The following is a 22049-nucleotide window of genomic DNA, read 5'->3' as shown; positions in this document are numbered from 1 at the left end:
AAGGAAGACAATGACTACCGTTGCAGTCGTCGGCGCCACCGGCCAGGTCGGCCGCGTGATGCGCTCCATTTTGGAAGAACGTAATTTCCCGGCGGATAAGGTGCGCTTTTTCGCCTCTGCCCGTTCCGCAGGCACCGAGCTGGAATTCCGCGGCGAGCAGATTGAAGTGGAGGACTTGGCCGAGGTCACCGAAGAATCCGTTGCCGATGTCGATATCGCGGTATTTTCCGCGGGCGGTTCCACCTCTGAGAAGTGGGCCCCGGTCTTTGCCGCCGCGGGCGCTACCGTGGTGGATAATTCTTCGGCCTACCGCAAGGACCCGGAGGTCCCGCTCGTGGTATCTGAGGTAAACCCTGAGGAGGCGAAGAACCCGCCGAAGGGCATTATCGCCAATCCGAACTGCACCACCATGGCCGCCATGCCGGTGCTGAAGGTTCTGCACGATGCCGCCGGCCTCAACAAGCTGCACGTATCGTCCTATCAGGCGGTATCCGGTTCCGGCCTGGCGGGCGTGCAGACGCTGGCCGCGCAGGTCTACAGCGTGGGCGATCACAACGTGAACCTAGTCCACGATGGTTCTGCCCTCGATGATGAGGACCTGGGACCTTTCGTCGCGCCCATTGCCTATAACGCGCTGCCCTTTGCCGGTAACCTCGTCGATGACGGCAGCAACGAGACCAACGAAGAACAGAAGCTGCGCAATGAATCCCGCAAGATTCTCGGCCTGCCGGACCTCAAGGTTGCCGGCACCTGCGTGCGCATTCCCGTCTTTACCGGTCACACCCTGACCATCCACGCGGAGTTCGACAAGCCCATCACCCCCGAGCAGGCCACCGAGCTTCTAAGCGATGCCCCAGGCGTGACGGTTGCCGATGTCCCCACCCCCCTCGCCGCCGCCGGCAAGGACGATTCCTTGGTCGGGCGCATCCGCCAGGATCAGACGGTAGATGACAATAAGGGCCTCGTCCTCGTCGTCTCTGGCGATAACCTGCGCAAGGGCGCTGCGCTCAACACCATCCAGATCGCAGAACTTTTGGTATAGCCGCGAAGCCTTGCCCGGCGCATAAAAATTCGGCTCCTCGTTCCTGTAATGGGAAGCGAGGAGCCGAATTGCGTGTGGCTTCTAAAGCTTAAGCCTTAGTCTTCGTCTTTCTTGCCAAAGTCCAAGTCACTATCAACGGAAGGTACTTCCGGCTTCGTGTGCTGGACGTAGGTGACGGAAGGCGCGGGCTCTGAACGGTCGTAGTCGAGTTCATCGTCCTCTTCGAGCTCCTCGTGGATATCCTCGGCGAGGTGATCGATGAATTCTTGCGTGTGCATATTGGAGGCCGCGGCTAGCATGCGCAGCTCGCGCTCGTTCTTCTTGGTAAAGCGCTCGCGCGGGTCCAGCTTGCGGGCGACGAGATCGTGGGCGCGCATGCGGCGATCGGATTCATCGGCAAGCATGCCGCGGTTTTTAATGCGGTTATAAACCATCACGACAATCATCAGCAGGCCGAGGTAACCCAGGATGGGGTAGACGTTGCTGACCAAGGACTGGAAGCCGATGAAGGACAGGATGAAGCCGATGATGCAGGATGCGGCGTATACGGGGTAGAAGCGCTGTGGGTTATTGCGGGTCAGGCGCTTGCCCAGGGCGTAGAACATACCGATGGCAGTGTTAAAGACCATGCCGTAGATAACGAAGGTCATCAAGATGCCGAGAACCGGGTGGATGCCCGTAATCAGCTTCAGTACCGGCATGTCCTCGCCGTTGACGTCCTTAGCCTCGAAGAAGAGGGCGAAGACGAGCAGGGCCAGCAAGATGAGGTAAAGGAAACCACCGATGAGGCCGCCGATGCCCACGGCGCGGTTATCTAGGAAGTTACCGCCGATGACGATGGACATGGATACGGCCGTCATGACGTTCAGGCCGGTGTAGTTCAGCGCAGAAAGCCACCAGTTAGGCAGCGAGGTATTGACGTTATCGATGGCCCAGGTATTCAGGGACGCGAAGTCCACATCGGCCGTAAGGATGGTGTAGCCAGTGGCCAGCACCACGAAGATGATGATGAACGGGGTGATGGTACCGATGACGCGGGTAACGCGGTCCACGTCCATAAGGCCCACCAGCAGCACGAGGATCAGCATGACGGTGCCGCCGACCCACACGGGGATGCTGGGGAATTGCTGGTTGATATTGGAGCCACCACCGGCGAACATGACGAAGCCGATGGAAAACAGCGTAATCAGCGTGGACCAGTCCAATATCTTGGCGGTGACTGGTGAAGCGATCTTGTTGTAGACAGCGGTGTGCTCCACCGCCTGGAAATAGGAGCCCAGCTGCAGGATGGACACGCCGGTGACCATCATGAGGGCGGCGGCGAGGGCGATGCCCCACAGGCCCCATTCACCGAAAGCTACGAAGTACTGCATGGCTTCTTGGCCCGAGGCAAAGCCTGCGCCCACCACGACGCCAATAAACGCCATGGAGATTCCGATTGCGCGTTTAATCATGAGGGGAGAAACTCTCTTACTCACACTCGCCGGGCCCGGCTTTGGGAACGCGCGGGCCCGGATCGACGGTCGATTTATCACGTGTGTGTATCTAATAGAATCACATTTCACCCGTGACTTCACAGCTGAAATCGTGTCACTTTAGTATTTTTCTACCCCGCCCTAGGCCCGCAGGATCCCGCTGCACTGCCCTAAGTACCTGCACGTTGTTAAGTATTAGGGCGAAAGTATGCGTCCAAGCGCTCGAACATTCGGGGGTATTAATTTGCGCCCTCGATGAGGTCCTTGCGGGCGCGCGCCACGCGGGAGCGGATGGTGCCAACGCGCACCCCGGCGATCTTGGCCGCTTCCTCATAGGTATAGCCCAGTACCTGGGTGAGGATGAGGGCTTCGCGGCGGTCGGCTGGCAGGGCATCGATAAGCGCACGGGCATCGATCCAATCGCTCCAGGAACCGGAGTTTTCCGCGGCGGAGCTCATGGCGTCCTCGTATTGCGTGGCGGATTTGCGGGGCCGGGCCATATCGTGGCGGATATTATCCACCCACACGCGCCGGGCCAGCGAGAGCAGCCAGGTGCGCGCGGAAGAGCGGGCGGCAAAGCGTGGCAGGGCGCTGATGACGCGCAGGTAGGTCTCCTGGGTGAGGTCGTCGGCGATTTCGGGGCCACCCAGGTGGGCGAGGAGGCGCCAGACATCATCCTGGGTGGCCTTGATGAACTCCGTAAGCGCTGCTCGGTCGCCGCGCCCAGCCCGGAGGGCGAGCTCGGTGACGCGGGCGTCGTCTGCTGCGGAGTGGTGTGTCACCTGAATGAATCTACCAGTAGCTCCTGCATTTCTTATCCAAGGTTGCGGTGGCTGGGGCAAAAGCAAGCGGCTTATGCGCGGAAAAGGTAGCGCAGCGCCGTTATACGTAGTAAGCTATGGGTTGTCCGTGATTGATAATTGACCCCAAATTATCGACTGATTGCCAGGAGGCAAAGACATACCATGACTGATTCCACCGCTGATGACATCTTGAACAAGGGACAGCGTCCCGCAGGCAAGGGCACCACGACCCGCCCTTCCGGCCAGCCCGTTCCTTCTGAGAATACGTCCGTGACCGCCGGACCCCAGGGTCCGGTCGCGCTTAACGATATTCACCTCATTGAAAAGCTCGCCCACTTCAACCGCGAGCGCGTGCCCGAGCGTACCCCGCACGCCAAGGGCCACGGCGCCTACGGTGAGCTGCACATCACCGAAGATGTGTCCGCCTACACCAAGGCTAAGGTCTTCCAGAAGGGCACCGTCACCCCGATGATGGGCCGTTTTTCCACCGTTGCCGGCGAGCAGGGCTCCCCGGATACCTGGCGCGATGTGCACGGCTTTGCCCTCCGCTTCTACACCGAAGACGGCAACTTCGACATCGTGGGCAATAACACCCCGGTATTCTTCCTGCGCGATGGCATGAAGTTCCCGGACTTCATCCACTCCCAAAAGCGCCTGGGTTCCAATGGCCTGCGCGATGCCGATATGCAGTGGGATTTCTGGACCCGCAACCCGGAATCCGCCCACCAGGTGACCTACCTGATGGGTGACCGCGGCACCCCGAAGACCACCCGCCACCAAAATGGCTACGGTTCCCACACCTTCCAGTGGGTCAACGAAGACGGCGAGGCATTCTGGGTGAAATACCACTTCATCTCCCGCCAGGGCGTAGAGAATTTCACCGATGAAGAGGCCACCGTAGAAGCCGGCCAGAACCCGGATAGCCACCGCGCGGATCTCTACAACGCCATCGAAGAGGGCAACTACCCCATCTGGGATGTCAAGGTGCAGATCATGCCGCTTGCTGAGGCTGAAGATTACCGCTTCAACCCCTTCGATCTGACCAAGGTCTGGTCCAAGAAGGACTACCCGCTGCACGATGTGGGCTACTTCGAGCTCAACCGCAACCCGCGCAACTTCTTTGCCCAGATCGAGCAGGTTGCACTCGATCCCTCCAATATCGTGCCGGGTGTTGGCCTATCTCCGGATAAGATGCTTCAGGCCCGCGTCTTTGCCTATGCAGATCAGCAGCGCTATCGCATCGGGCCGAACTACAAGCACTTGCCGGTCAACCAGCCTCGTAATGCGGAGAAGGTCAATACCTACGAGCACGAGGGTCCAATGCAGTACTTCTACAATGCACCAGAGGATCCGGTGTACTCGCCCAACCGCCATGCGAAGGGCACGGGCGTGCTTGATGATGCCTCCGTCAACAACCGCGAGGACCTAGAGACCACCACTGCGGCGGACCTCTACGTGAACCCGGATTCCCACGGTCAGGACTTGGTCCGCGCGCCGTACGTACGCCATGCGGAAGACGATGACTTCGTCCAAGCGCGCGACCTGTACGAAAACGTCTACGACGACGGCGCCAAGGAGCGCTTGGTCACCAATATCACCAACGCGATGGCCGGCGTGTCCGAGGAAACCGAAGAGCGCGTTTACCAGTACTGGACCAACGTCCACCCGGATCTGGGCCAGCGCGTGCGCGAGGTCTTTGCCGAAAAGAAGTAGCCCGCCACTGCGGTTGTACTGCTTCTTAGAGGCATAAAATACAGGCCGCCTTCGACCAACCCCACGTCCTCAACCCACAGCGAGTTGCTGTGAGTTGGGTGCAGCGGAGACAGTTGGTCGAAGGCGGCCTGTACGTTAGGCGGTATTAATCGCAGCGGCGCATATTGTCTGAGACAAAGCTAGGAGCGCCCTGCTTGATCCATTTGTCCACGTCATAACACGGTTCGCTCATTCCAGAAGTAGCTACACCGATTGGCTCAATATTTGTCCACTCGCCTTCGCTAAATCGCGCCCATACGGTCCAATCTGTTTGGTCTTTGCCAAAGTGAGCCCAGGCACCGTCACAATCTATAACCACAATGTTGTCCATTTTGGGGACAATGGGAGCAAAGGACGCGGGGGAGCAATCGCCCTTGGCCTGCGTGGTGGTTGTGGTGACCGTGACTTCCTTTGGAGTGGGTTGTTGTGCCTGCGTCTTTTTGGGTGAGGTCGCAGGGGCATCGGTTGTAGTGGCTGCCGTGCCTTCCGCGGAGCTTGCAGATCCGGAACTGGATTGCGCCACGGCATCAGAAAACTGGGGCTCACTGGGGTGGGCGGAGGTATCGGCATCATCGGCGCAGGACACCAATGCCATGCACAGCGGAAACGCGGCCGCGCACGCTAGCGTGCGGGAGAACGGGGGTTTCAGGGGGATAGGCATGTCTTAATAGTAGATTCTCTTTGTTATGCGTGGGGATCGGCGCGCCTGCGGAAAGGGAATGACCTGCAGCGATAGGTTACTAGCATGACCAAACGCCTTGCCTCGACCGCGCCCACCGCGTCCGCGAGCTCTTCGCGGTGGCGCAACTTCTTCCTGCTCGTATTGCTCGCCGTACCGCTTATCGTTGGTACCGCAGTGGCGGCCTGGGCGCAGTGGGAACCGGCGCATGCGTGGTCGAGCGCCGCGCAGCCTTATGGCGCACCACAGGCGAATTCGGCATCGCCGGAGCTTAAGGAAGCCGCCGAGGCCGCCAGCCGCGCCCAAGCGCAGGCCAGCATCCTGAAATCCGGCGCGGATCGCTTGAACAAGGGTACTAGTGAGCTGGATAAGGGTGCCGGGGAATTAGGCGAGGGCGTCGAAAAGCTCGCCGGCGGCTCGCAAGAGCTGGTCTCGGGCCTTAACCAGCTGCAGTCCGGGACCAATACCCTCGGCGGAGGGGCGACGGAACTGGCAAATACCGTCGGCGGGGCCGTCGACCAGGTCGTGGGCCTGGGGGCCGTCCAAGGCCAAATCTTGGAAGCCATCGATGGTACGGTGCGCGACCTGGAGGGAAATGATTCCAAGGAAGCGAAACAAGTCCGCTCCCAGCTGGGAGATCTGCGCAAGCAGGTGGAAAACTTCCGCCTCGATGAATCCCTGACCGGGGAGTTGAAAAAGCTGAAGGATGGCTCGCGCGATCTCTCCAATCAGCTGGCGGTAAGCGGTTATGCCTATCACGATGGCATCAACCAGGCTGTGGCAGGCGCGCAGCAGCTCAACCAGTCCATCGCGGAGCTCAATAGCCGCGTGGATGAGGCGCTCGATGGGGTGGGCCAGCTTGACGATGGCGCCGGCAAGCTCACCGGCATGGCCGAACAAAACCAATCGAACCTGGGGGAGGTGCAGCGCGCCCTGCCTCCCGCGCACGTGGCTGCAGAGGAAGATGCGCGCCAGCTGAGCCCGGTCATCGCCATGCTCATTTCCGCGCTCGTCCTCTTGGCTGGATCCGCGGCCGGGGTGGCGTGGAAATTGGGATTCCGCCCGTGGCTGATGGTTCTCGGCGGATCGCTGGCAGCGGTGGCCATCGGGGAGATCCTGCTCTTCGTCTTGTCCATCGGCCTTACCCCCATCGCCGCCGTGGCCGCCGGAGGAGCCCTGTTCTTGGGTGCCCTGTCCTCCGCGCTTATCGTGCGTGGCTTGCTCGAACTGTGTGGCATGACCGTGGGATCGATCCTCGCCGCGATCTTTGGCATTGGGCAGACCGCGTTGGTGGGGTGGCTGTGGAAATCCGCGGCCATCGCCGGGGTGGATAAGGTATGGCAGGTAGTAGCTAACCTTTTGCCGCTCAACTGGACAACGGCCGCCGTCACCGTGGCGGGCAACGATGGTGAGGCAGTGGTGCTGTGGACCGGCCTTGCCGTTTTGGGCGCTATCACTCTTGTAGGTCTGAGTGCAGTGAAATGGCTCGTGCCTGCCAGGGAGAACCCAAAAACAGCCGCTAAAGTCTGAAATTTAATACTTAAATGGCCAAAAGCTTGTATAAAGCTGGCAATGGTTTGCCAGCGCTATGGCTGGAATACGAGGAGTGTTATTCTTACTAGTGCTCACACCGCCTACTTAGGGGGTAGGCGAACGGCTTGCGCCGTTGTGAGTGATAGGGAATAGGGGCGACGCGGTGCTGTAGGGGCGCCGCGTCGTTTCCCGTTTTTACCCAAAGGTATATATTCACGGCGGGCCAGGGTTGATAAATGCGGCCCACGGCAGGAATGTGCGCTACCACACAGCAATGTTTAGCATTAGCCATACGTCTTTTGGCTAATGGCGTGCGCCATGCGGGCGCCAGTGACTTTTAAAGGAGCGCAATGCAGACCTCCCTAGGGCTGACCCTGATGGGACTGGCCATCATCTTTGTGACGGTGGGAATCCTCATCCGTGGCCGCGTTAATCCCATTATTCCCATGACCTTGGTGCCCGTCATCGGCGCTGTGATAGCCGGTTTTGGGGTAGAAGATATCGCGGATTTCTTTGGCGAAGGCTTAAGTTCTGTCATCAACGTCGTGGTGATGTTCATCTTCGCCATCATTTTCTTCGGCATTTTGCAGGATGTGGGGCTTTTTACCCCGGTGATCCGCAGCCTCATCAAGGCGACCCGTGGCAATGTCATGGCCGTGACTATAGGCACGGCCGCCATCGGCATCGTGGCGCACCTCGATGGATCGGGTTCCACGACCTTCCTTATTACGATTCCCGCATTGCTGCCGCTGTACCGGGCGCTGCACATGTCGCGTTATGTGCTGATTACCATCGTGGCCCTAGCCGCTTCGGTGATGAATATGGTCCCGTGGGGCGGACCACTGGGGCGTGCCGGTGCGGTGGTTGAGCAAGACCCGAACGATATCTGGCTGCACTTATTGCCCATCCAAGGTGTGGCAGTGGTCCTGATCTTCGCCATTGCCGCCCTGTTGGGATGGCGCGAAAAGAGCCGCTTAGCCAAGCTGCAGGAAAGCGGCGAGATTAAGGGCACCATCTCAGTGGACGTGAATTCCTTGGCGGATGATTTTTCCGCCAAGCAGGCTGAGGAACAACAAAAACTCGGGTTCAGGTACCGGAAATCCCGGTGGGTTACTATCGCGAATATCGTCGTTGCCTTCGCCGTGCTCGCCGCCCTGCTTTCGGGCTTGCTGCCACCGGCACCCGCGTTCCTTATTGCTACCACCATTGCCTTGGTAGTGAACTTCGACGGCGCGATGGAGCAGGGCGATGCCTTGCGGCGTCACGCCCCCAACGCCTTGTCCATGGCCGGAGTGATCATTGCAGCCGCGATGTTTTTGGGCGTGCTCAATGAGACCAAGATGCTAGAAGAAATCGCGCTGAGCCTGGTGAATATTCTCCCGGAAGGAGTGGCGCCGTATCTGCACGTCATCGTGGGATTCTTTGGGGTTCCGCTAGATCTGTTGACCTCCACGGATGCGTATTACTTCTCGGTACTGCCCATCGTCCAGGGCACGGTGGAGTCCTTCGGCGTCAGCGGTATGGGCGCTGCGAGCGCTCTCATTATCGGCAACGTGGTGGGAACCTTCGTCTCCCCATTTTCGCCAGCACTGTGGCTGGCGCTGGGACTGGCGGACGGTCAGATGGGCAAGTACCTCAAGATAGCCTTCCCCATCGCATGGGTATTTTCCATCATCCTCGTCGCCATCGTCTTCTTTACCGGAATGCTGGCCTAAGCGGGCTCTGGAATCCAGGGCCTTGTAGGCATGGAAAAAGCCCGCAGTTTCCTGCGGGCTACTGTCGGGATAACAGGATTTGAACCTGCGACCTCTTCGTCCCGAACGAAGCGCGCTACCAACCTGCGCCATATCCCGGTCTACTGCTTAAAAGCAGTACTGAAATACTTTAACGCACGGTGAATGCGATCGGCAAAACGGCAGGTCTAGTCCACCTCAGTGATCCTCAGCAGGGTGGCCGAGGGGCGGCAGAATAAACGCACCGGGGCGAATTTGGACGTGCCCAAGCCATTGGAGACGTGCATCTTCATAGGGCCGAAATCATGCAGGCCCTGTGCGCGCGGGCGGTCGATGCCGCAATTGGTCACGATGGCGCGCGAACCGGGCAGGCACACCTGCCCACCGTGGGTATGGCCGGAAAGGGAGAGCTGGTAACCATCGGCGGCGAACTTTTCGAGCACGCGCGGCTCGGGGGCGTGGAGCAGGGCAAGCGATAGATCGGCATCCTCGTGGGGTGGGCCGGCGATTTCGGAATAATCGTCCAAGTCGTGGTGCGGATCGTCCACTCCGGCCACGGCAAGGCGAACATTGCCCACCTTGAACTCGTGACGTGCCTGGTTGCCGTCGTACCAACCGTGCTCCACGAAGGCCGCGCGCATGCCGCGCCAAGGAAGGTCAACGTAGGAGGGCTCGCGCTTTTTACCCAGTAGGTATTTGAAGGGGTTGACCGGGCGCGGCGCCCAATAATCATTGGTGCCAAACACGAAGACGCCGGGCCGGGCGAGCAGCGGGCCGAGCGCGCGCAGGGTATCGGGCACGGCCTGCTTATCGGAGAGGTTGTCGCCGGTATTGACCACGAGGTCTGGCTCCAGCGCATCGAGGGCGGAGACCCAATCGATCTTGGTCTGCTGTCCCGGGATCATGTGCAGGTCAGAAATGTGCAGCAGGCGGAACTCTTCTTCGCCGCGCAGGGTGCCCTTGGGAAGGAGTGGAAGGGTAAATTCCTTGAGCTCGAATTTCGTGAGCTCGCTAAAGCCCCAAGCAGCAACACCTAGGCCTGCGGCGACGCCGCCAAGAATCCGTTGAAGTTTCACAGCTTCTACACTACCTGCCTTAAATGGACGTATATTGAAAGGCATGAGCGAGCTAAAAGATACTATCCGAGCAGATCTGAAAACGTCGATGAAGGCCAAGGAAAAGCAGCGCACCAGCGCCATTCGCGCGCTGCTCGCGGCAATCCAGGCCGAAGAAACCACTGGCTCCCGCCACGAGCTGGAGGATGAAGATATCCTCAAGGTCATCGCGCGCGAGATTAAAAAGCGCCGCGAGTCCGCAGAGGTCTATGAAGAAAATGGCCGCCCGGAATTGGCAGAGGCTGAGCTTGTCGATGTCCCCTTCTTCGAGGCCTACCAGCCGCGCCAGCTCGATGATGCGGAGCTTAAGGCTTTGGTAGAAGAAGCAATTGCTGAGGTAGAAAAAGAAAACGGCGAAGCACCCACTATGAAGCAGATGGGTGCGGTCATGAAGGTTGCCAATGCAAAAGCCGCCGGCCAAGCCGACGGCAAGCGCCTTTCCGCAGAGGTAAAAGGCCAGCTTAACTAATCTTTAGCGGCCGAGGAGATTGCGGATATCGTTGCGGAAGTTATCGATATCTTCCTGGCGGATTCCAAAGTCCTCTGGGCTGAGGTTCAATCCGCCGCCGTTATTTCCTCCCCAGTTGCTCACACCGGTAGTGTTCCCGCTGCCGGTGTTATTTTGTGCGCCGGTCGTATTCGCACTGCCCACGCCGCTGGAGGGGGATTGGGTGGCAGAGGTGCCATCGGAAAGCTGCAGGGTAATCTCGGCGCCGTCCTTCTTGCCATCCTTGCCGGTAATCGCGCGCACCACTCGGCCGTAGGGAACATCCCCGCCGACAACGCGGGAGGTTTTTACCACATAGCCCTTGGCCTCAAGGGTGCTGCGGGCCTGTGACTCGTTTTCCCCGCGCAAGCTATCGAGCAACTTATCCCCGGTGGTGCCGTCATCGTATTTCTTGTTGTAGTTGGGCAGCCCGCCCTGGGTAGCCTGCGGTAGCTGCGATGCCATGGTGAAAAATGTCTGCGCGGGCTCCAAGCCACCAAAGAGGTTGCCGGAGCCGGTGCACTGGCGCACGGGTGAGGTACACAGCGGCTGGGTATCGGTGCCGTCGTTATAAATATAAGGAGCGGCGGCGAGCCCGTCGTTGAATCCCAAAAATGCTGAGGACTGGTTGGACTCGGTGGTACCGGTCTTGGCGGCGATGGGGGAGCTAAAGCCAGCAGCTTGGGCGGCATCCTTGGCGGTTCCCTGCGTGGCATCTTCAGACAGCGCATTGGCCAAGGCGTGGGCTACATCCTGGTCTACCGCCTGCTCGCACGGGGTTTCCTTGAGGTAGACCTCGTTGCCGTTCTTGTCCAGGACCTCGTCAATGGGATTGGGCTCGCACCACCGGCCATTGGAGGCAATCGTTGCGCCGACATTGGATAGTTCCAGCGGATTTACCGGGTTGGGGCCCAAGGTAAAGGAACCGGAATTGGCGTCCTTTGTGCGCTGCGCGATGGAGGTGTCCTTATCAAAGGTGCCCTTTTCGTCGTAGGAGCGCAGGCCGAGGCGTACCGCCATATCCACGATGGGTGCCACGCCAACCTGCTCGGTGAGCTTGACAAATGGCGTATTGGGCGAGTGGGCCAAGGCCTCTTGCAGCGTCATCGTGGCCTTATAGTTGCCCGCGTTTTCCACACAGTAGCGGTTGGCGGGGCAGTTATCGGCGCCGCCGTGGCCAAGGCCTTCGGCCTCATAGCGGGTGGGCACATCCACCGTATTCTTAATGCCGTAGCCAGCCTCGAGGGCGGCCGCGGCGGTAAAGGCCTTAAAAACCGAGCCGGCGCCATTGCCCACCAAGGAGTTGGTCTGCGGCAGCAGGGTTTCATTATTATCTTGGTCCAGCCCGTACGCACGGGAAGAGACCATGGCCAAGACCTTGCGGTCTGACGTGCCCGGTTCGATAACGTCCATCACCTCGGCGACGCCCTGAGCATTCGGGTTGGTGCGCGACTGCACCGCAGATAGCGCCGTATCCTGCACCTGCGGGTCCAACGTGGTCTTTACGGTATATCCACCGTTGGCAAGCTGATCTTGGTCCATACCCTTTTCCTCAAGGTACTGCAGCACAAAATCGCAGAAAAAGCCGCGATCATCTGCGCCGATGCAGCCATTGTCCAGGGTATTGGGCCGCTTGCCGACACCCAATTCTTCCCCCTTATACTCATCCGCATCCGCCTGCTCCAGATAGCCGTTATCCACCATGGACTGCAGCACGACGTTGCGGCGGTCAAGCACCTCTTCCTCATTGGTATAGGGGTTGAGGCGCTCTGAGGACTGCACCATGCCCGCCAGCATCGCCGCCTGCGGCACCGTGAGGTCCGCGGCGTGGCTATCAAAGTAGGTCCGCGCGGCGGCCTCCACGCCGTAGGCATAATTGCCAAAAGAGACCAAGTTGAGGTAATTGGTAAGGATTTCCTTCTTATCCAATTCCTCATTCATCTGCGTTGCCATGCGCATTTCACGCAACTTGCGGGTGACGGATTGCTCGGTCGCCGCGGCCCGTTCTTCATCGTTTTGTGCGGAGACGAGCAGGAGGTAGTTCTTGACGTACTGCTGGTCAATGGTGGACGCGCCCTGGGATACCCCGCCGGAGGTGAGGTTGGTCCACAGGGCGCGGAAATTGCCTTGGAGATCAACGCCGCCGTGCTCGTAAAAGCGTTCGTCTTCAATGGAGACGATGGCGTTTTTCATCGCGTCCGAAATCTCATCGCCACTTACGGGGTGGCGGCGTTGGCTATAGACATAGGCCATATCTTTGCCCGAGGCGTCTTGCACCGTGGTGACGCCGGGGATATTGCCCGCTGTTAGATCTTGCAGGTCCGATTGCATGGTCTGGTTGGTGCGGGCGATCGCCACGCCGGAAATGCCCGCAAAGGGGGCGAGCGCGAGCGCGATGAGCGCGGCTACCAAGACCGTGGACAGGGCTATCTTGGACAAAGATTTGAAGACAGTCACCCCCAATACCCTACGTGGTCTGCCTAGCAATGGGGAAGGTGACCTGCACCCCCTAAAGTGTGACCTCGTAGACAATCTCGCGTTCTAGTGAATAGACTCAGGCCTCGGTACATAGTATTCCGTCTGGGAAGGAGAACACTCACCCATGACCGTTCGAGTGAAGACTGCGGGAATGTCCAATACAGCCCGAAATCCCGAGCGTGGTGAGTGGGTCACTCAAGCAAAGTGCCGCAATGAGGACCCGGACGCATTATTCGTGCGCGGCGCTGAACAGCGCAAAGCCGCCGTTATTTGCCGCCACTGCCCAGTATTAACGGAATGCCGGGCGGATGCCCTTGATAACCGCGTGGAATTTGGCGTGTGGGGCGGATTGACCGAGCGCCAGCGTCGCGCCCTCCTGCGCAAGAATCCCCACATCACGGACTGGGCTAATTACCTGGCTAAGGGCGGCGAACTCGTCGGTATTTAAGGCGGTCAGAGGGGTAATTGCCCGCCCGCCAGCGGTGACGCTCCGGAATAGGGGCGGCATAAGTCGTATTAAATCGCTAGAATGAAACCCATGACTAAATGGGAATACGCAACCGCACCAGTACTGACCCACGCCACCAAGCAGATTCTTGACTCTTGGGGCGAAGACGGATGGGAATTGGTCTCCATCACCCCTGGCCCGAACCCGGAGAACGTGGTGGCCTACTTCAAGCGCGAGGTGGCAGAGTAAATGAGCTTTTCCGCTCGCTTGAAAGAGCTAGGGGTGGAACTGCCGGGCGTCGCTAAGCCGCTGGCTTCTTATGTGCCAGCGCTGCGCGTGGGCAATCAGGTATGGACTTCTGGCCAGCTTCCCCTGGTGGAAGGCTCCCTGCCGGTGACCGGCAAGGTGGGCGCTGAGGTCACCACGGAACAGGCCCAAGAACAGGCCCGCACCGCCGTGCTCAATGCCTTGGCCGCTGTCGATGCAGAGATCGGGCTGGACAATATCTCCCGCGTGATCAAGATCGTTGGCTTCGTGGCGTCGGATCCCGGCTACGAGGATCAGCCAGCGGTGGTCAACGGGGCATCGGATTTCATCGGGGAGGTATTCGGCGAAGCTGGCACGCACGCTCGTTCTGCAGTCGGCGTTGCGGCCTTGCCAAAGAACGCCCCGGTGGAGATCGAATTGATCGTAGAGATCGCTGAGTGATCGGATAGGCTGGTAGGCATGGAGCACCCCGCATACAGTCAATTGCGTCCCGTAAGCCAATCCGTTGGCGTAGTTCTTTGTGATAATCCCAGCTATACCGCCCTCGAGGGCACGAATACCTGGATTATCAGTGCCGCTGAAGACTCTCGGTCGATCGTCGTGGACCCGGGGCCGGAGGATGAAGGCCACCTCAACGTTGTGCATCGTCATGCTGGTGAGGTGGCTTTAATTCTGCTTACCCACCGCCACGATGACCACGCCTCTGGCGCGCAACGGCTCCGGCAGATGACTGGCGCGCCCATCCGCGCCTTCGATCCCAGCTATTGCAATGGCGCGGAGGCGTTGCAGAAGGGTGAAATCCTGACCCTGGAAGGCATCACCCCGCAGCTGGAAGTCCTGCACACGCCGGGCCATACGGCGGACTCAACGTCCTTTTTCGTGTGGAGCGGGGAGGTGGAAAATTCCCGGCTAGAAGGCATCGTTACCGGCGATACCATTGCGGGGCGCCACACCGTTTTGCTTTCAGAAACGGACGGCGATTTGGCCGATTACCTGCATGCCCTGGATGTGCTGGAATCTCGCGGCAAGGATGTTCCGCTCTTCCCGGGCCACGGGCCGGATTTGGAGGATACCTCGCAGGTGGCGCGCAAGTACATTGACCGCCGCCATTACCGCTTGGATCAGATCCGGGAAATCCGCTCCCGGCTGGGCGATGACGTGGACCTGACCACCTTGGTCAATGAAATGTATGACGATGTGGATCCGGTGCTGCGCCATGCCGCCGAGCAATCTACGCGCACCGCGTTGAAGTACCTCGACGGTACCGACAGCTAACGCGCGGCGCGGCAGGAAGCCTGCTAAAACGCATATTCCCTCCACCCTTAGTGCTTATGCACGGGGGCGGAGGGGATTTTTGGTTTTATCGCGCGCGGCGGGCGAGGTGCTCGGTATCGACGATGAGCACGGACTTGCCCTCGAGGCGAATCCAGCCGCGGTGGGCGAATGTAGCCAGGGCCTTGTTGACGGTCTCGCGGGAAGCGCCGACCAACTGGGCAATCTCTTCCTGGGTGAGATCGTGGTTGACGCGCAGTGCGCTGCCTTCCTGGACGCCGAAGCGGTTAGCCAGTTGTAGCAGGGTCTTGGCAACGCGGCCGGGCACATCGGTGAAGATGAGGTCCGCCAGGTTGGCGTTGGTGCGGCGCAGGCGGCGGGCCAGCACGCGCAGCAGCTGCTGGGCGATGGCGGGGTGATCGCTAACCCACTTATCCAGCAGCTCGGAGTTCATGGTGGCGGCCTGGACCTCAGTCACGCAGACGGCGGACGAGGTACGTGGGCCTGGATCGAAGATGGAGAGCTCGCCGAACATATCGGACGGGCCCATCACGGTCAGGAGGTTTTCGCGGCCATCCGGGGCGTGACGGGCGAGCTTAATCTTGCCGGAGGTGATGATATACAAACGGTCACCGGGCTCACCTTCATCGAAGATGGTGGTACCGCGCGGGAAGCGCACTGTCTCCATCTGCTCGAGAAGATTCTGCACTGCTACGGGATCAACGCCTTGGAAGATTCCGGCGCGGGAGAGGGTGTCCTGTACGCCTTCCACGTTTTACTCCTTGGATGTCGACTGCGATAAGTCACTAAAGTGCTTGGGCCACATCCTTTTGCGGGCTCCAGGGAGGCACGCTAATGCGGAACAAGCGGGGTCAATTTTTAGCGTACCCCATTTTACAGTGCAGTTCGTCACTTTTGGGTACTGCCCTAGTTTCGTTTACATAACAGAAATGGGATCACTTACGCCCCCAGCGTTACAGCCAGCGCGTTTTCTATTAATCTGCGAAGACAAACGCTTCCAATTTTTCCATGAGGAGCGCGAAAAGGGCGATGCCGAGCGGAACAAAAATAACAAGTGAAATCATGTATTCCTATCCTACTAAGCTTGGCGGCATGAGTTCATCACTGTCGGCCACCGCGGCCCCGAGCAAGAGAGCGCCCGTCATTAATGAGCGATTGGCACGCGAACACCCCGATGCGCAGTGCGAGCTCGATTTTGACTCTCCCCTCCAGCTCTTGGTGGCCACGGTGCTCTCCGCGCAGTGCACGGATGCGCGCGTGAACTCGGTGACTCCTGAGCTTTTCCGCACCTATCCCACGGCGGCCGATTATGCGGCGGCCAGGCGGGAGGACCTTGAGGCAATCCTGCGACCGCTGGGGTTTCAGCGGGCGAAGGCGGGGCATCTTATGGGCATCGGCGAGCGCCTCGTTTCTGAATTCGACGGCGAGGTGCCACAGACCGTAAAGGAACTGACCTCCCTGCCTGGGGTGGGCCGCAAGACGGCGCTGGTGGTGCTGGGCGATGCCTTCGGGGTGCCCGGCCTTACCGTGGATACGCACTTTAGCCGGCTGATGCAGCGCCTGGAGCTGACGGGAGAGAAGACGCCGGTGAAGATAGAAAGGGACATCGCCAAGCTCATTGCAGAGGAACAGTGGACGATGTTTTCCCATCGCGTCATTTTTCACGGCCGGCGGGTCTGCCACGCCCGGAACCCGGAGTGTGGGGATTGCGTGGTGCGGGATCTGTGCCCGGCTGCATTAAGCTAGCGGTATGAAAAAATACGTCTTCGGCACCGTCATTGCGGCCATTGTCATCGCTGTCCTCGTGGTAGTGGGGGTCATGCAGCTGCGTGGGGATGACACCGGCGCGGGTGAATCGGCGCAGGCCCCTGGCATGGAATCGGGCGCGGCGGGTGACCAGGACGTAGCCGAGCGCCCAGATTGCCCCGCGGGGCCCATCGCCGGGGTGGATCTGGAATGCCTGGGCGGCGATGACGCAGGCGAAGGAGACAAGGCGGATGAGGGCATTACCATCGCCAACGTGTGGGCGTGGTGGTGCGAGCCGTGCCGCGCGGAATTGCCCCACCTGGACGAGGTAGCAGAATCCCACCCTGACTGGAAGGTCATTGGGGTGCACGCGGATAAAAACGCCGCCAACGGGGCCGCGTTCCTCAATGACGTGGGGGTAGACCTGCCGAGCTTCCAGGATCCGGATAATAGCTTCGCGGGCACGCTGGGCCTGCCAGGCGTGGTTCCCGTGACCGTCATTCTCCGCGATGGCGAAGTGATCAAACAGGCGGCCCAGCCGTTTACCTCTGCGGACGAGATTGAAAAGACGGTCAAGGAGGCGCTTGCCGGATGAGTAAAGTGTGGCCCGAATACACGCCCGAGTGGATAAAACCCGCGCTGGGCGTCGATACGAGTCAGGTGCAAGAGCTCATTGGTAAGCGGCAGGCCTCGCAGCTCAATGGCTCGGAGGAAGAGGTGCCCACCAAGCGGGAAGCCGCGGTGCTGATGCTGCTGAGCGGGAACAGCGTGGAGGATGGCGAAATTCTGCTCACGCACCGCTCGCCGTCCATGCGCTCGCACTCCGGCCAGATTGCTTTCCCGGGCGGCCGGCGGGATCCGGGCGATACGTCGCTGGTTGATACCGCGCTGCGGGAGGCATGGGAGGAAACCGACCTGCAGCGCCATACGGTCACGCCCTTAGAACAGTGGGAGCAGCTGCACATTCGCGCCACGGGAAATCCGGTAAGCCCGATTTTGGCCCACTGGAAGCAGCCGGGCGAGGTCTATCCCGCGAGCCCGGCGGAGACCGATGATGTGTTCTTCGTCCCGATTAGGGAGCTCATTGACCCCCGCAACCGCCTGCTGGTGGGCTTCAAGCAATGGCAAGGGCCGGCGTTTTATGCCAATGACTACGTGATTTGGGGGTTTACTGCCGGGGTGCTGGCAGCATTATTGGATCATTCTGGGTGGAGCGTACCGTGGGATAACAATTCGGTCATAGACCTGCGTGACACCCTCAAAAAGTCCCGCAATAATGAGAAGATGTCCTAATTGCCCGCGCGCTTAAGGCGCCGGGGGACGCACGAGATTTCGATAGAGAAAGAACCAAAGCCATGACTGCTGCGCTCGTTGTTGACGGCCTGATTGTGCTTGCCGTATTAGCAGCATTGCTAAGTGGTTGGCGCAATGGTGCGCTTGCCGCGGTGCTCTCCGCCATTGGCGTGGGTGCGGGCCTCGTGGTGGGCATCGCTGTAGCGCCCAGTGTACTGCGCACAGTGGAGGAGCCTTCGCTGCGCCTGCTCCTGCTCGTGGGAATCCTAGTTTTGCTGGTGGGTATTGGGCAGATCATTGGTTCCTCCTTGGGCACCAGCGTGCGCGACCGCATGAAGGCGCGCACCACCCAGCGGATAGATTCGCTATTCGGCGCGGTCTTTCAGTCCTTCATCGCGCTCATCGTCATCTGGATGATTTCTATCCCCGTGGCCACCAATCTGGGCGGATCTGCGGGGCAGGGGCTGCGCGATTCCCGCATCCTGAGCAACCTCAACGCGGCCGCCCCGACGCGCCTGGCTTCCTTTCCCAATGGCGTGGCGGCGATGCTCAATGAATCGGGGCTTCCGCCCTTGGTCTCGCCGTGGGAAACCTCCATCAGCGGCAAGGACGTCGAGGACCCCGCCCCAGATGTGCAGGATCCGGAGCTGGTGCGCAGCATCCGCCCGTCTATCATTCATGTGCTTGGCGATGCCGAAGAGTGCTCCCGCCGCCTCATGGGCTCCGGTTTTGTGGTGGACAATGACTATGTGGTCACCAATGCCCACGTGGTGGCCGGCACCCAAACGGTGAGGTTGGATACGAAGCTGGGGTTGAAAGACGCCACGGTGGTCTACTACAACCCAGAGGTCGATATCGCCGTCTTGCACGCGCCGGATTTGGGCATCCAGCCCTTGCCGTGGGCGCAGCAGCCGGCCCAGACCGGCGACGATGCCATGGTCATGGGTTTCCCACACTCCGGCCCCTTTAATGCGGAAATGGCCCGGGTGCGCGATCGCATCACCATCGCCGGCCCAGATATCTATTCCCAAGGCCGGGTAGAGCGCGATTCCTATACGGTGCGCGGCAATATCCAACAGGGCAATTCTGGCGGCCCCCTGGTCAATACCGCGGGCGAGGTCTTGGGCGTTATCTTCGGTGCCTCAGTGGATGATTCTGAGACCGGATACGCGCTGACCGCAGACGAGGTCATCGGCCACATTGGGGATGTCACCCAGTTGAAACGCCCGGTAGAAACGGGCGAGTGCGTGGCGCACTAGCCTTCGTATTAGATCCGCGTAGGGCTATCCGCCCTACGCGCCCCACGCGCCCTACGCGCCCCACGCGCCCTACGCGCCCCACGCGCCCCACGCGCCCTACGCGTCGAGCCAGCGGCGCAGCTCGTCGACGAACTTTTCAGGGGCCTCGAGGAAAGGCAGGTTCTTGGCACCTGGAATCGAGGTGGCGCTAAACCCCGCGCGGGCGCGCAGGGCTGCCCGCTGGATGACGGGGTTCCACAAGCGCTGTTGGGCGTGGATGAAAAGGACGGGGCGCTTGACGCTTAATTCTGACCAGTTCAGCGGCACCACGGCGGTGCGCATCCGGTGATTCCACAGGATCCCGCGGCGCACTTTGCCAATCTGAGAGGCGCGCAGGCGCAGGGCAAGGATGGACTCTAGGGTGGCATCGGCAAGCGCGGGCCCCGTATCCAGGCTGAGCTCCTTGCGGTAGGCCCGGGGGCTGAGCAGCAGGGTATTCGCGCGGGTGACCTTTGGCAGGTGGCAGAGGAGGGAACGCAGGATCATCCACCCAAAATCCCAGGGGCGTGCGGCGATGGCGCGGCGGATATCCACGGGGTGCGCGGCCGAGACGGAGACCAAGCCGCGGACGCGATTGGGGCGCTCGGCAGCCAGGCACCACGCCACCGCGCCACCGGTATCGGCGCCGACGATATAGGCATCATCGTGGCCCAATGCCTGGATGAGGCCATCCAGATCCCCGACCAAGGTGCGGATATCCTGGCCTGGATCGATGGGCGGCTTATCGGACATGCCAAAGCCGCGCATATCCACCGCGGCAACGTGGTACCCGCTCTGGGCGAGGGGCCCAATGACCTCCTGAAAATCGAACCAGCCGCCGAATGCGCCGTGAATAAAAACAACGAGGGGATCGGCGCTATCGCCCGCTATGGCCACGTGCAGGCGGATGCCCCGGGTGTGGACAAACTCGTGCGCAAAGGGTCCTTCCAGCTCAACCGTGGAGGGGGGAAGTGGTGCAAAGGCCATGGAGGGCAAGGCGCCTTTCTATGTGTACAGAAAATCCGCCCCAGGAAAGGCTGAGGCGGATCTAATAGTGCGTGCGGTTTAGGTATACAGGCCGTGAGTGTCCTTCCGGTCCAGCGACTTCTGCGCCTTACCCGGAATAAGGTTCTTGAGTTCCTTGGTGGAATCTATGGTCTTCTGCGGGGCCTTAACCTTTTTGACATTCTTAACGCCGAGCAGAGCGAGGACACCGGCCGCCACGATCATCACGAGGAAGACGATCAAGAAGGCTGCCCAGCGCTCCAGCCAGAGGGCGAGGAGCTCAGCGAGGAAGAAGAAAAAGAAGAAAGAGCTGTACAGCGCGATGGTACCGGCTGCACCGAAGAAGCCGGCGCCGATGCCGCCCTTCTTGGCGGACTGCGCCAGCTCCGTCTTTGCCAGCTCTACCTCAGAGCGCACGAGCTGGGACATCTGCTCGGTGGCATTGGAGACCAACTTGCCGATGGAGGTTTCGGAGGACGATGCATCTACATCGCTCAAAGGAATCGAATTAACCTTTGGTGCGAATTGATCGGTGCCGTCAGTAAATAATCCATCGTTGCTCACGATTAATTCTCCTCGTTTTCATCTAAACCTTGTAACGGCCCCAATGATAATAGAAACAGTGCGGTTTTATGGTGCCGCGCCAGTCACAGGGGGTCTTCGGGGCTCGGGGCGTCTAGGGCTATCCTAATGTATATGCCAGAAAATGACGCGTTATCCCCGCTATTTCGCCTCCCGGGGGTGAAAGAAGGTGCGGAAAAAGCAGCGGCGGCCATCGCGCGCGCCCACCGCAGGCCCGCCGGGCTGCGCAGGTATGAGGTCATCTCCGCGGAGTCTTTGATGCGCGGGGCGCGCGCCAGCGTGGCCTTGGATGGGCACGCCATCCCCCCACACCCTGGCCCGGGCGATGTGGAAAGTGGGCCGCTAGCCGGCGCGGTCAGCGCGTATTCCGTGGCGGCGCCTGAGGTGGTGGACTCCACCGTCCGTTCCTTTGCCCGCGCGCCGCTGCAGGTGCTCGCGCGCATCGATGTTGCGGCTGGCGGAAACGGGATTCCCAGCGGTGATAGTGCACGCTTGCAGGGCTTAGCCCGCCTGATTGCGCAGGGAAGCGGCCCTGCATTCCGCGACCTTTTGCCGAGCGTCGTGCATGCCGAAATCGCGGCCGGTGAATTCTTTGGCCCGCGCAGCGGCGTGGTGGCGCGGGTTGCCGCCCGCCTGGCCGCCATACACACCGGCTTCGATCCCCGCGGGTTTGCCGTGCCAGAGGTGTATTTTCACCGCCATTCCAAGGCCTATCGCGAGTGCCGCGCGAACTACCGCGACAAGCCTGGTGAGGTGGTGCTTTTTCACCTTTCCGCCTGGGAGGTAGGTGGCAAAGAGGCTGATGCCATCGCCCGCGCCGCTTAACCGTACGCCCGTCCCCGGTGGGCAGTGAACATCCATTCGGTGCAGGTCAGGGCCGTGCAGGTAGATAGTTTTTCTTAGCTGTTGTGATCGGGTAATGAACGTGTCATAATAATCGGTGCAAGGCCCCGATATACTGTGCGGCCTGCCCCGGCTCACCCCCCCCCCCGCGGCCGGGTGTCTGACGGCCCGCGCGCCCCCCCGATGCGCGGGCCGGCA

Annotated in this window: 22 protein-coding genes and 1 tRNA gene; 14 read left to right on the top strand and 9 right to left on the bottom strand. The window is 60.3% G+C overall.

Annotation, left to right across the window (positions count from 1 at the left end):
- Positions 1–10 precede the first annotated feature (10 nt).
- Positions 11–1042, top strand: coding sequence for an aspartate-semialdehyde dehydrogenase (locus ABRP95_RS09260; protein ID WP_349839274.1), 1032 nt, complete (start codon positions 11–13; stop codon positions 1040–1042).
- A 95-nt stretch (positions 1043–1137) separates the two neighbouring features.
- On the opposite strand, the gene ABRP95_RS09255 is transcribed toward ABRP95_RS09260, so the two are convergent.
- Entirely contained in the window at positions 1138–2496 is a 1359-nt protein-coding gene (locus ABRP95_RS09255) for a YkvI family membrane protein (RefSeq protein WP_284783227.1), read from the bottom strand.
- 260 nt (positions 2497–2756) lie between these two features.
- Positions 2757–3299, bottom strand: coding sequence for an RNA polymerase sigma factor (locus ABRP95_RS09250; protein WP_284783226.1), 543 nt, complete (start codon positions 3297–3299; stop codon positions 2757–2759).
- A gap of 183 nt (positions 3300–3482) precedes the next feature.
- Between ABRP95_RS09250 and ABRP95_RS09245 the strand changes: the two genes are divergently transcribed.
- A complete protein-coding gene (locus ABRP95_RS09245; protein ID WP_284783225.1) occupies positions 3483–5033 on the top strand; it encodes a catalase in 1551 nt (516 codons plus the stop codon).
- 145 nt (positions 5034–5178) lie between these two features.
- On the opposite strand, the gene ABRP95_RS09240 is transcribed toward ABRP95_RS09245, so the two are convergent.
- On the bottom strand, positions 5179–5733 hold the full coding sequence (locus ABRP95_RS09240; RefSeq protein WP_284770736.1) for a hypothetical protein: 555 nt from the start codon (positions 5731–5733) through the stop codon (positions 5179–5181).
- Between the two features lie 84 nt (positions 5734–5817).
- Between ABRP95_RS09240 and ABRP95_RS09235 the strand changes: the two genes are divergently transcribed.
- Together ABRP95_RS09235 and ABRP95_RS09230 are read left to right on the top strand one after the other, a co-directional pair.
- Positions 5818–7281 (top strand): hypothetical protein, encoded by a 1464-nt coding sequence (locus tag ABRP95_RS09235; protein WP_296088732.1) that lies wholly within the window; start codon positions 5818–5820, stop codon positions 7279–7281.
- Between the two features lie 353 nt (positions 7282–7634).
- Positions 7635–8999, top strand: coding sequence for a CitMHS family transporter (locus ABRP95_RS09230; protein ID WP_349839273.1), 1365 nt, complete (start codon positions 7635–7637; stop codon positions 8997–8999).
- 64 nt (positions 9000–9063) lie between these two features.
- Here the strand turns inward: ABRP95_RS09230 and ABRP95_RS09225 are convergent.
- Together ABRP95_RS09225 and ABRP95_RS09220 are read right to left on the bottom strand one after the other, a co-directional pair.
- Positions 9064–9137, bottom strand: a tRNA-Pro gene (locus ABRP95_RS09225).
- Between the two features lie 68 nt (positions 9138–9205).
- Positions 9206–10093: a metallophosphoesterase gene (locus ABRP95_RS09220; protein WP_284770738.1), complete on the bottom strand. Its 888-nt coding sequence runs from the start codon at positions 10091–10093 to the stop codon at positions 9206–9208.
- A 43-nt stretch (positions 10094–10136) separates the two neighbouring features.
- On the opposite strand from ABRP95_RS09220, the gene ABRP95_RS09215 reads away from it, so the two are divergent.
- A complete protein-coding gene (locus tag ABRP95_RS09215) occupies positions 10137–10601 on the top strand; it encodes a GatB/YqeY domain-containing protein (protein ID WP_005276488.1) in 465 nt (154 codons plus the stop codon).
- Positions 10602–10604: 3 nt separating this feature from the next.
- Here the strand turns inward: ABRP95_RS09215 and ABRP95_RS09210 are convergent, their stop codons facing one another.
- The gene (locus tag ABRP95_RS09210) at positions 10605–13076 is read right to left on the bottom strand and encodes a transglycosylase domain-containing protein (RefSeq protein ID WP_349839272.1); all 2472 of its coding nucleotides are present in this window, start codon (positions 13074–13076) and stop codon (positions 10605–10607) included.
- Positions 13077–13221: 145 nt separating this feature from the next.
- On the opposite strand from ABRP95_RS09210, the gene ABRP95_RS09205 reads away from it, so the two are divergent.
- The 4 genes from ABRP95_RS09205 (at position 13222) to ABRP95_RS09190 (ending at position 15087) form a co-directional block, all read left to right on the top strand.
- Positions 13222–13545 carry a WhiB family transcriptional regulator gene (locus ABRP95_RS09205; protein WP_005276491.1) on the top strand — a complete coding sequence of 108 codons (324 nt, stop codon included), beginning with the start codon at positions 13222–13224 and terminating at the stop codon, positions 13543–13545.
- 90 nt (positions 13546–13635) lie between these two features.
- A complete protein-coding gene (gene sp36, locus ABRP95_RS09200; RefSeq protein WP_126318073.1) occupies positions 13636–13794 on the top strand; it encodes a Sp36 family protein in 159 nt (52 codons plus the stop codon).
- A complete protein-coding gene (locus ABRP95_RS09195; protein WP_284629567.1) occupies positions 13795–14253 on the top strand; it encodes a RidA family protein in 459 nt (152 codons plus the stop codon).
- An 18-nt stretch (positions 14254–14271) separates the two neighbouring features.
- A complete protein-coding gene (locus tag ABRP95_RS09190) occupies positions 14272–15087 on the top strand; it encodes an MBL fold metallo-hydrolase (RefSeq protein WP_284770742.1) in 816 nt (271 codons plus the stop codon).
- Positions 15088–15172: 85 nt separating this feature from the next.
- Here the strand turns inward: ABRP95_RS09190 and glxR are convergent, their stop codons facing one another.
- Positions 15173–15856 carry a CRP-like cAMP-activated global transcriptional regulator GlxR gene (glxR, locus tag ABRP95_RS09185; RefSeq protein ID WP_005276495.1) on the bottom strand — a complete coding sequence of 228 codons (684 nt, stop codon included), beginning with the start codon at positions 15854–15856 and terminating at the stop codon, positions 15173–15175.
- A gap of 341 nt (positions 15857–16197) precedes the next feature.
- Here glxR and nth point away from each other — a divergent pair, with 341 nt between their 5' ends.
- The 4 genes from nth to ABRP95_RS09165 all read left to right on the top strand — a co-directional run bounded on the left by nth (position 16198) and on the right by ABRP95_RS09165 (position 19403).
- Entirely contained in the window at positions 16198–16851 is a 654-nt protein-coding gene (gene nth / locus ABRP95_RS09180; RefSeq protein ID WP_284770743.1) for an endonuclease III, read from the top strand.
- A gap of 4 nt (positions 16852–16855) precedes the next feature.
- Complete coding sequence (locus ABRP95_RS09175) at positions 16856–17446, top strand: TlpA family protein disulfide reductase (protein WP_284770744.1); 591 nt, start codon at positions 16856–16858, stop codon at positions 17444–17446.
- On the top strand, positions 17443–18144 hold the full coding sequence (locus ABRP95_RS09170) for an NUDIX hydrolase (protein WP_126318081.1): 702 nt from the start codon (positions 17443–17445) through the stop codon (positions 18142–18144). Before ABRP95_RS09175 ends, ABRP95_RS09170 begins: the two co-directional genes overlap by 4 nt.
- A 62-nt stretch (positions 18145–18206) precedes the next feature.
- The gene (locus ABRP95_RS09165; RefSeq protein WP_296088699.1) at positions 18207–19403 is read left to right on the top strand and encodes a MarP family serine protease; all 1197 of its coding nucleotides are present in this window, start codon (positions 18207–18209) and stop codon (positions 19401–19403) included.
- A gap of 96 nt (positions 19404–19499) precedes the next feature.
- Here ABRP95_RS09165 and ABRP95_RS09160 read toward each other — a convergent pair whose 3' ends face one another.
- Positions 19500–20408, bottom strand: coding sequence for an alpha/beta fold hydrolase (locus ABRP95_RS09160; RefSeq protein ID WP_284819530.1), 909 nt, complete (start codon positions 20406–20408; stop codon positions 19500–19502).
- Between the two features lie 78 nt (positions 20409–20486).
- On the bottom strand, positions 20487–20990 hold the full coding sequence (locus ABRP95_RS09155; protein WP_410757377.1) for a phage holin family protein: 504 nt from the start codon (positions 20988–20990) through the stop codon (positions 20487–20489).
- A 126-nt stretch (positions 20991–21116) separates the two neighbouring features.
- Between ABRP95_RS09155 and ABRP95_RS09150 the strand changes: the two genes are divergently transcribed.
- Entirely contained in the window at positions 21117–21833 is a 717-nt protein-coding gene (locus ABRP95_RS09150) for an oxidoreductase (protein ID WP_349839271.1), read from the top strand.
- Positions 21834–22049: the final 216 nt, after the last annotated feature.

The organism is Corynebacterium sp. KPL2895, from assembly GCF_040225815.1.
GTDB lineage: Bacteria > Actinomycetota > Actinomycetes > Mycobacteriales > Mycobacteriaceae > Corynebacterium > Corynebacterium rhinophilum.
This window is presented reverse-complemented; position numbering and strand designations above follow the sequence as displayed.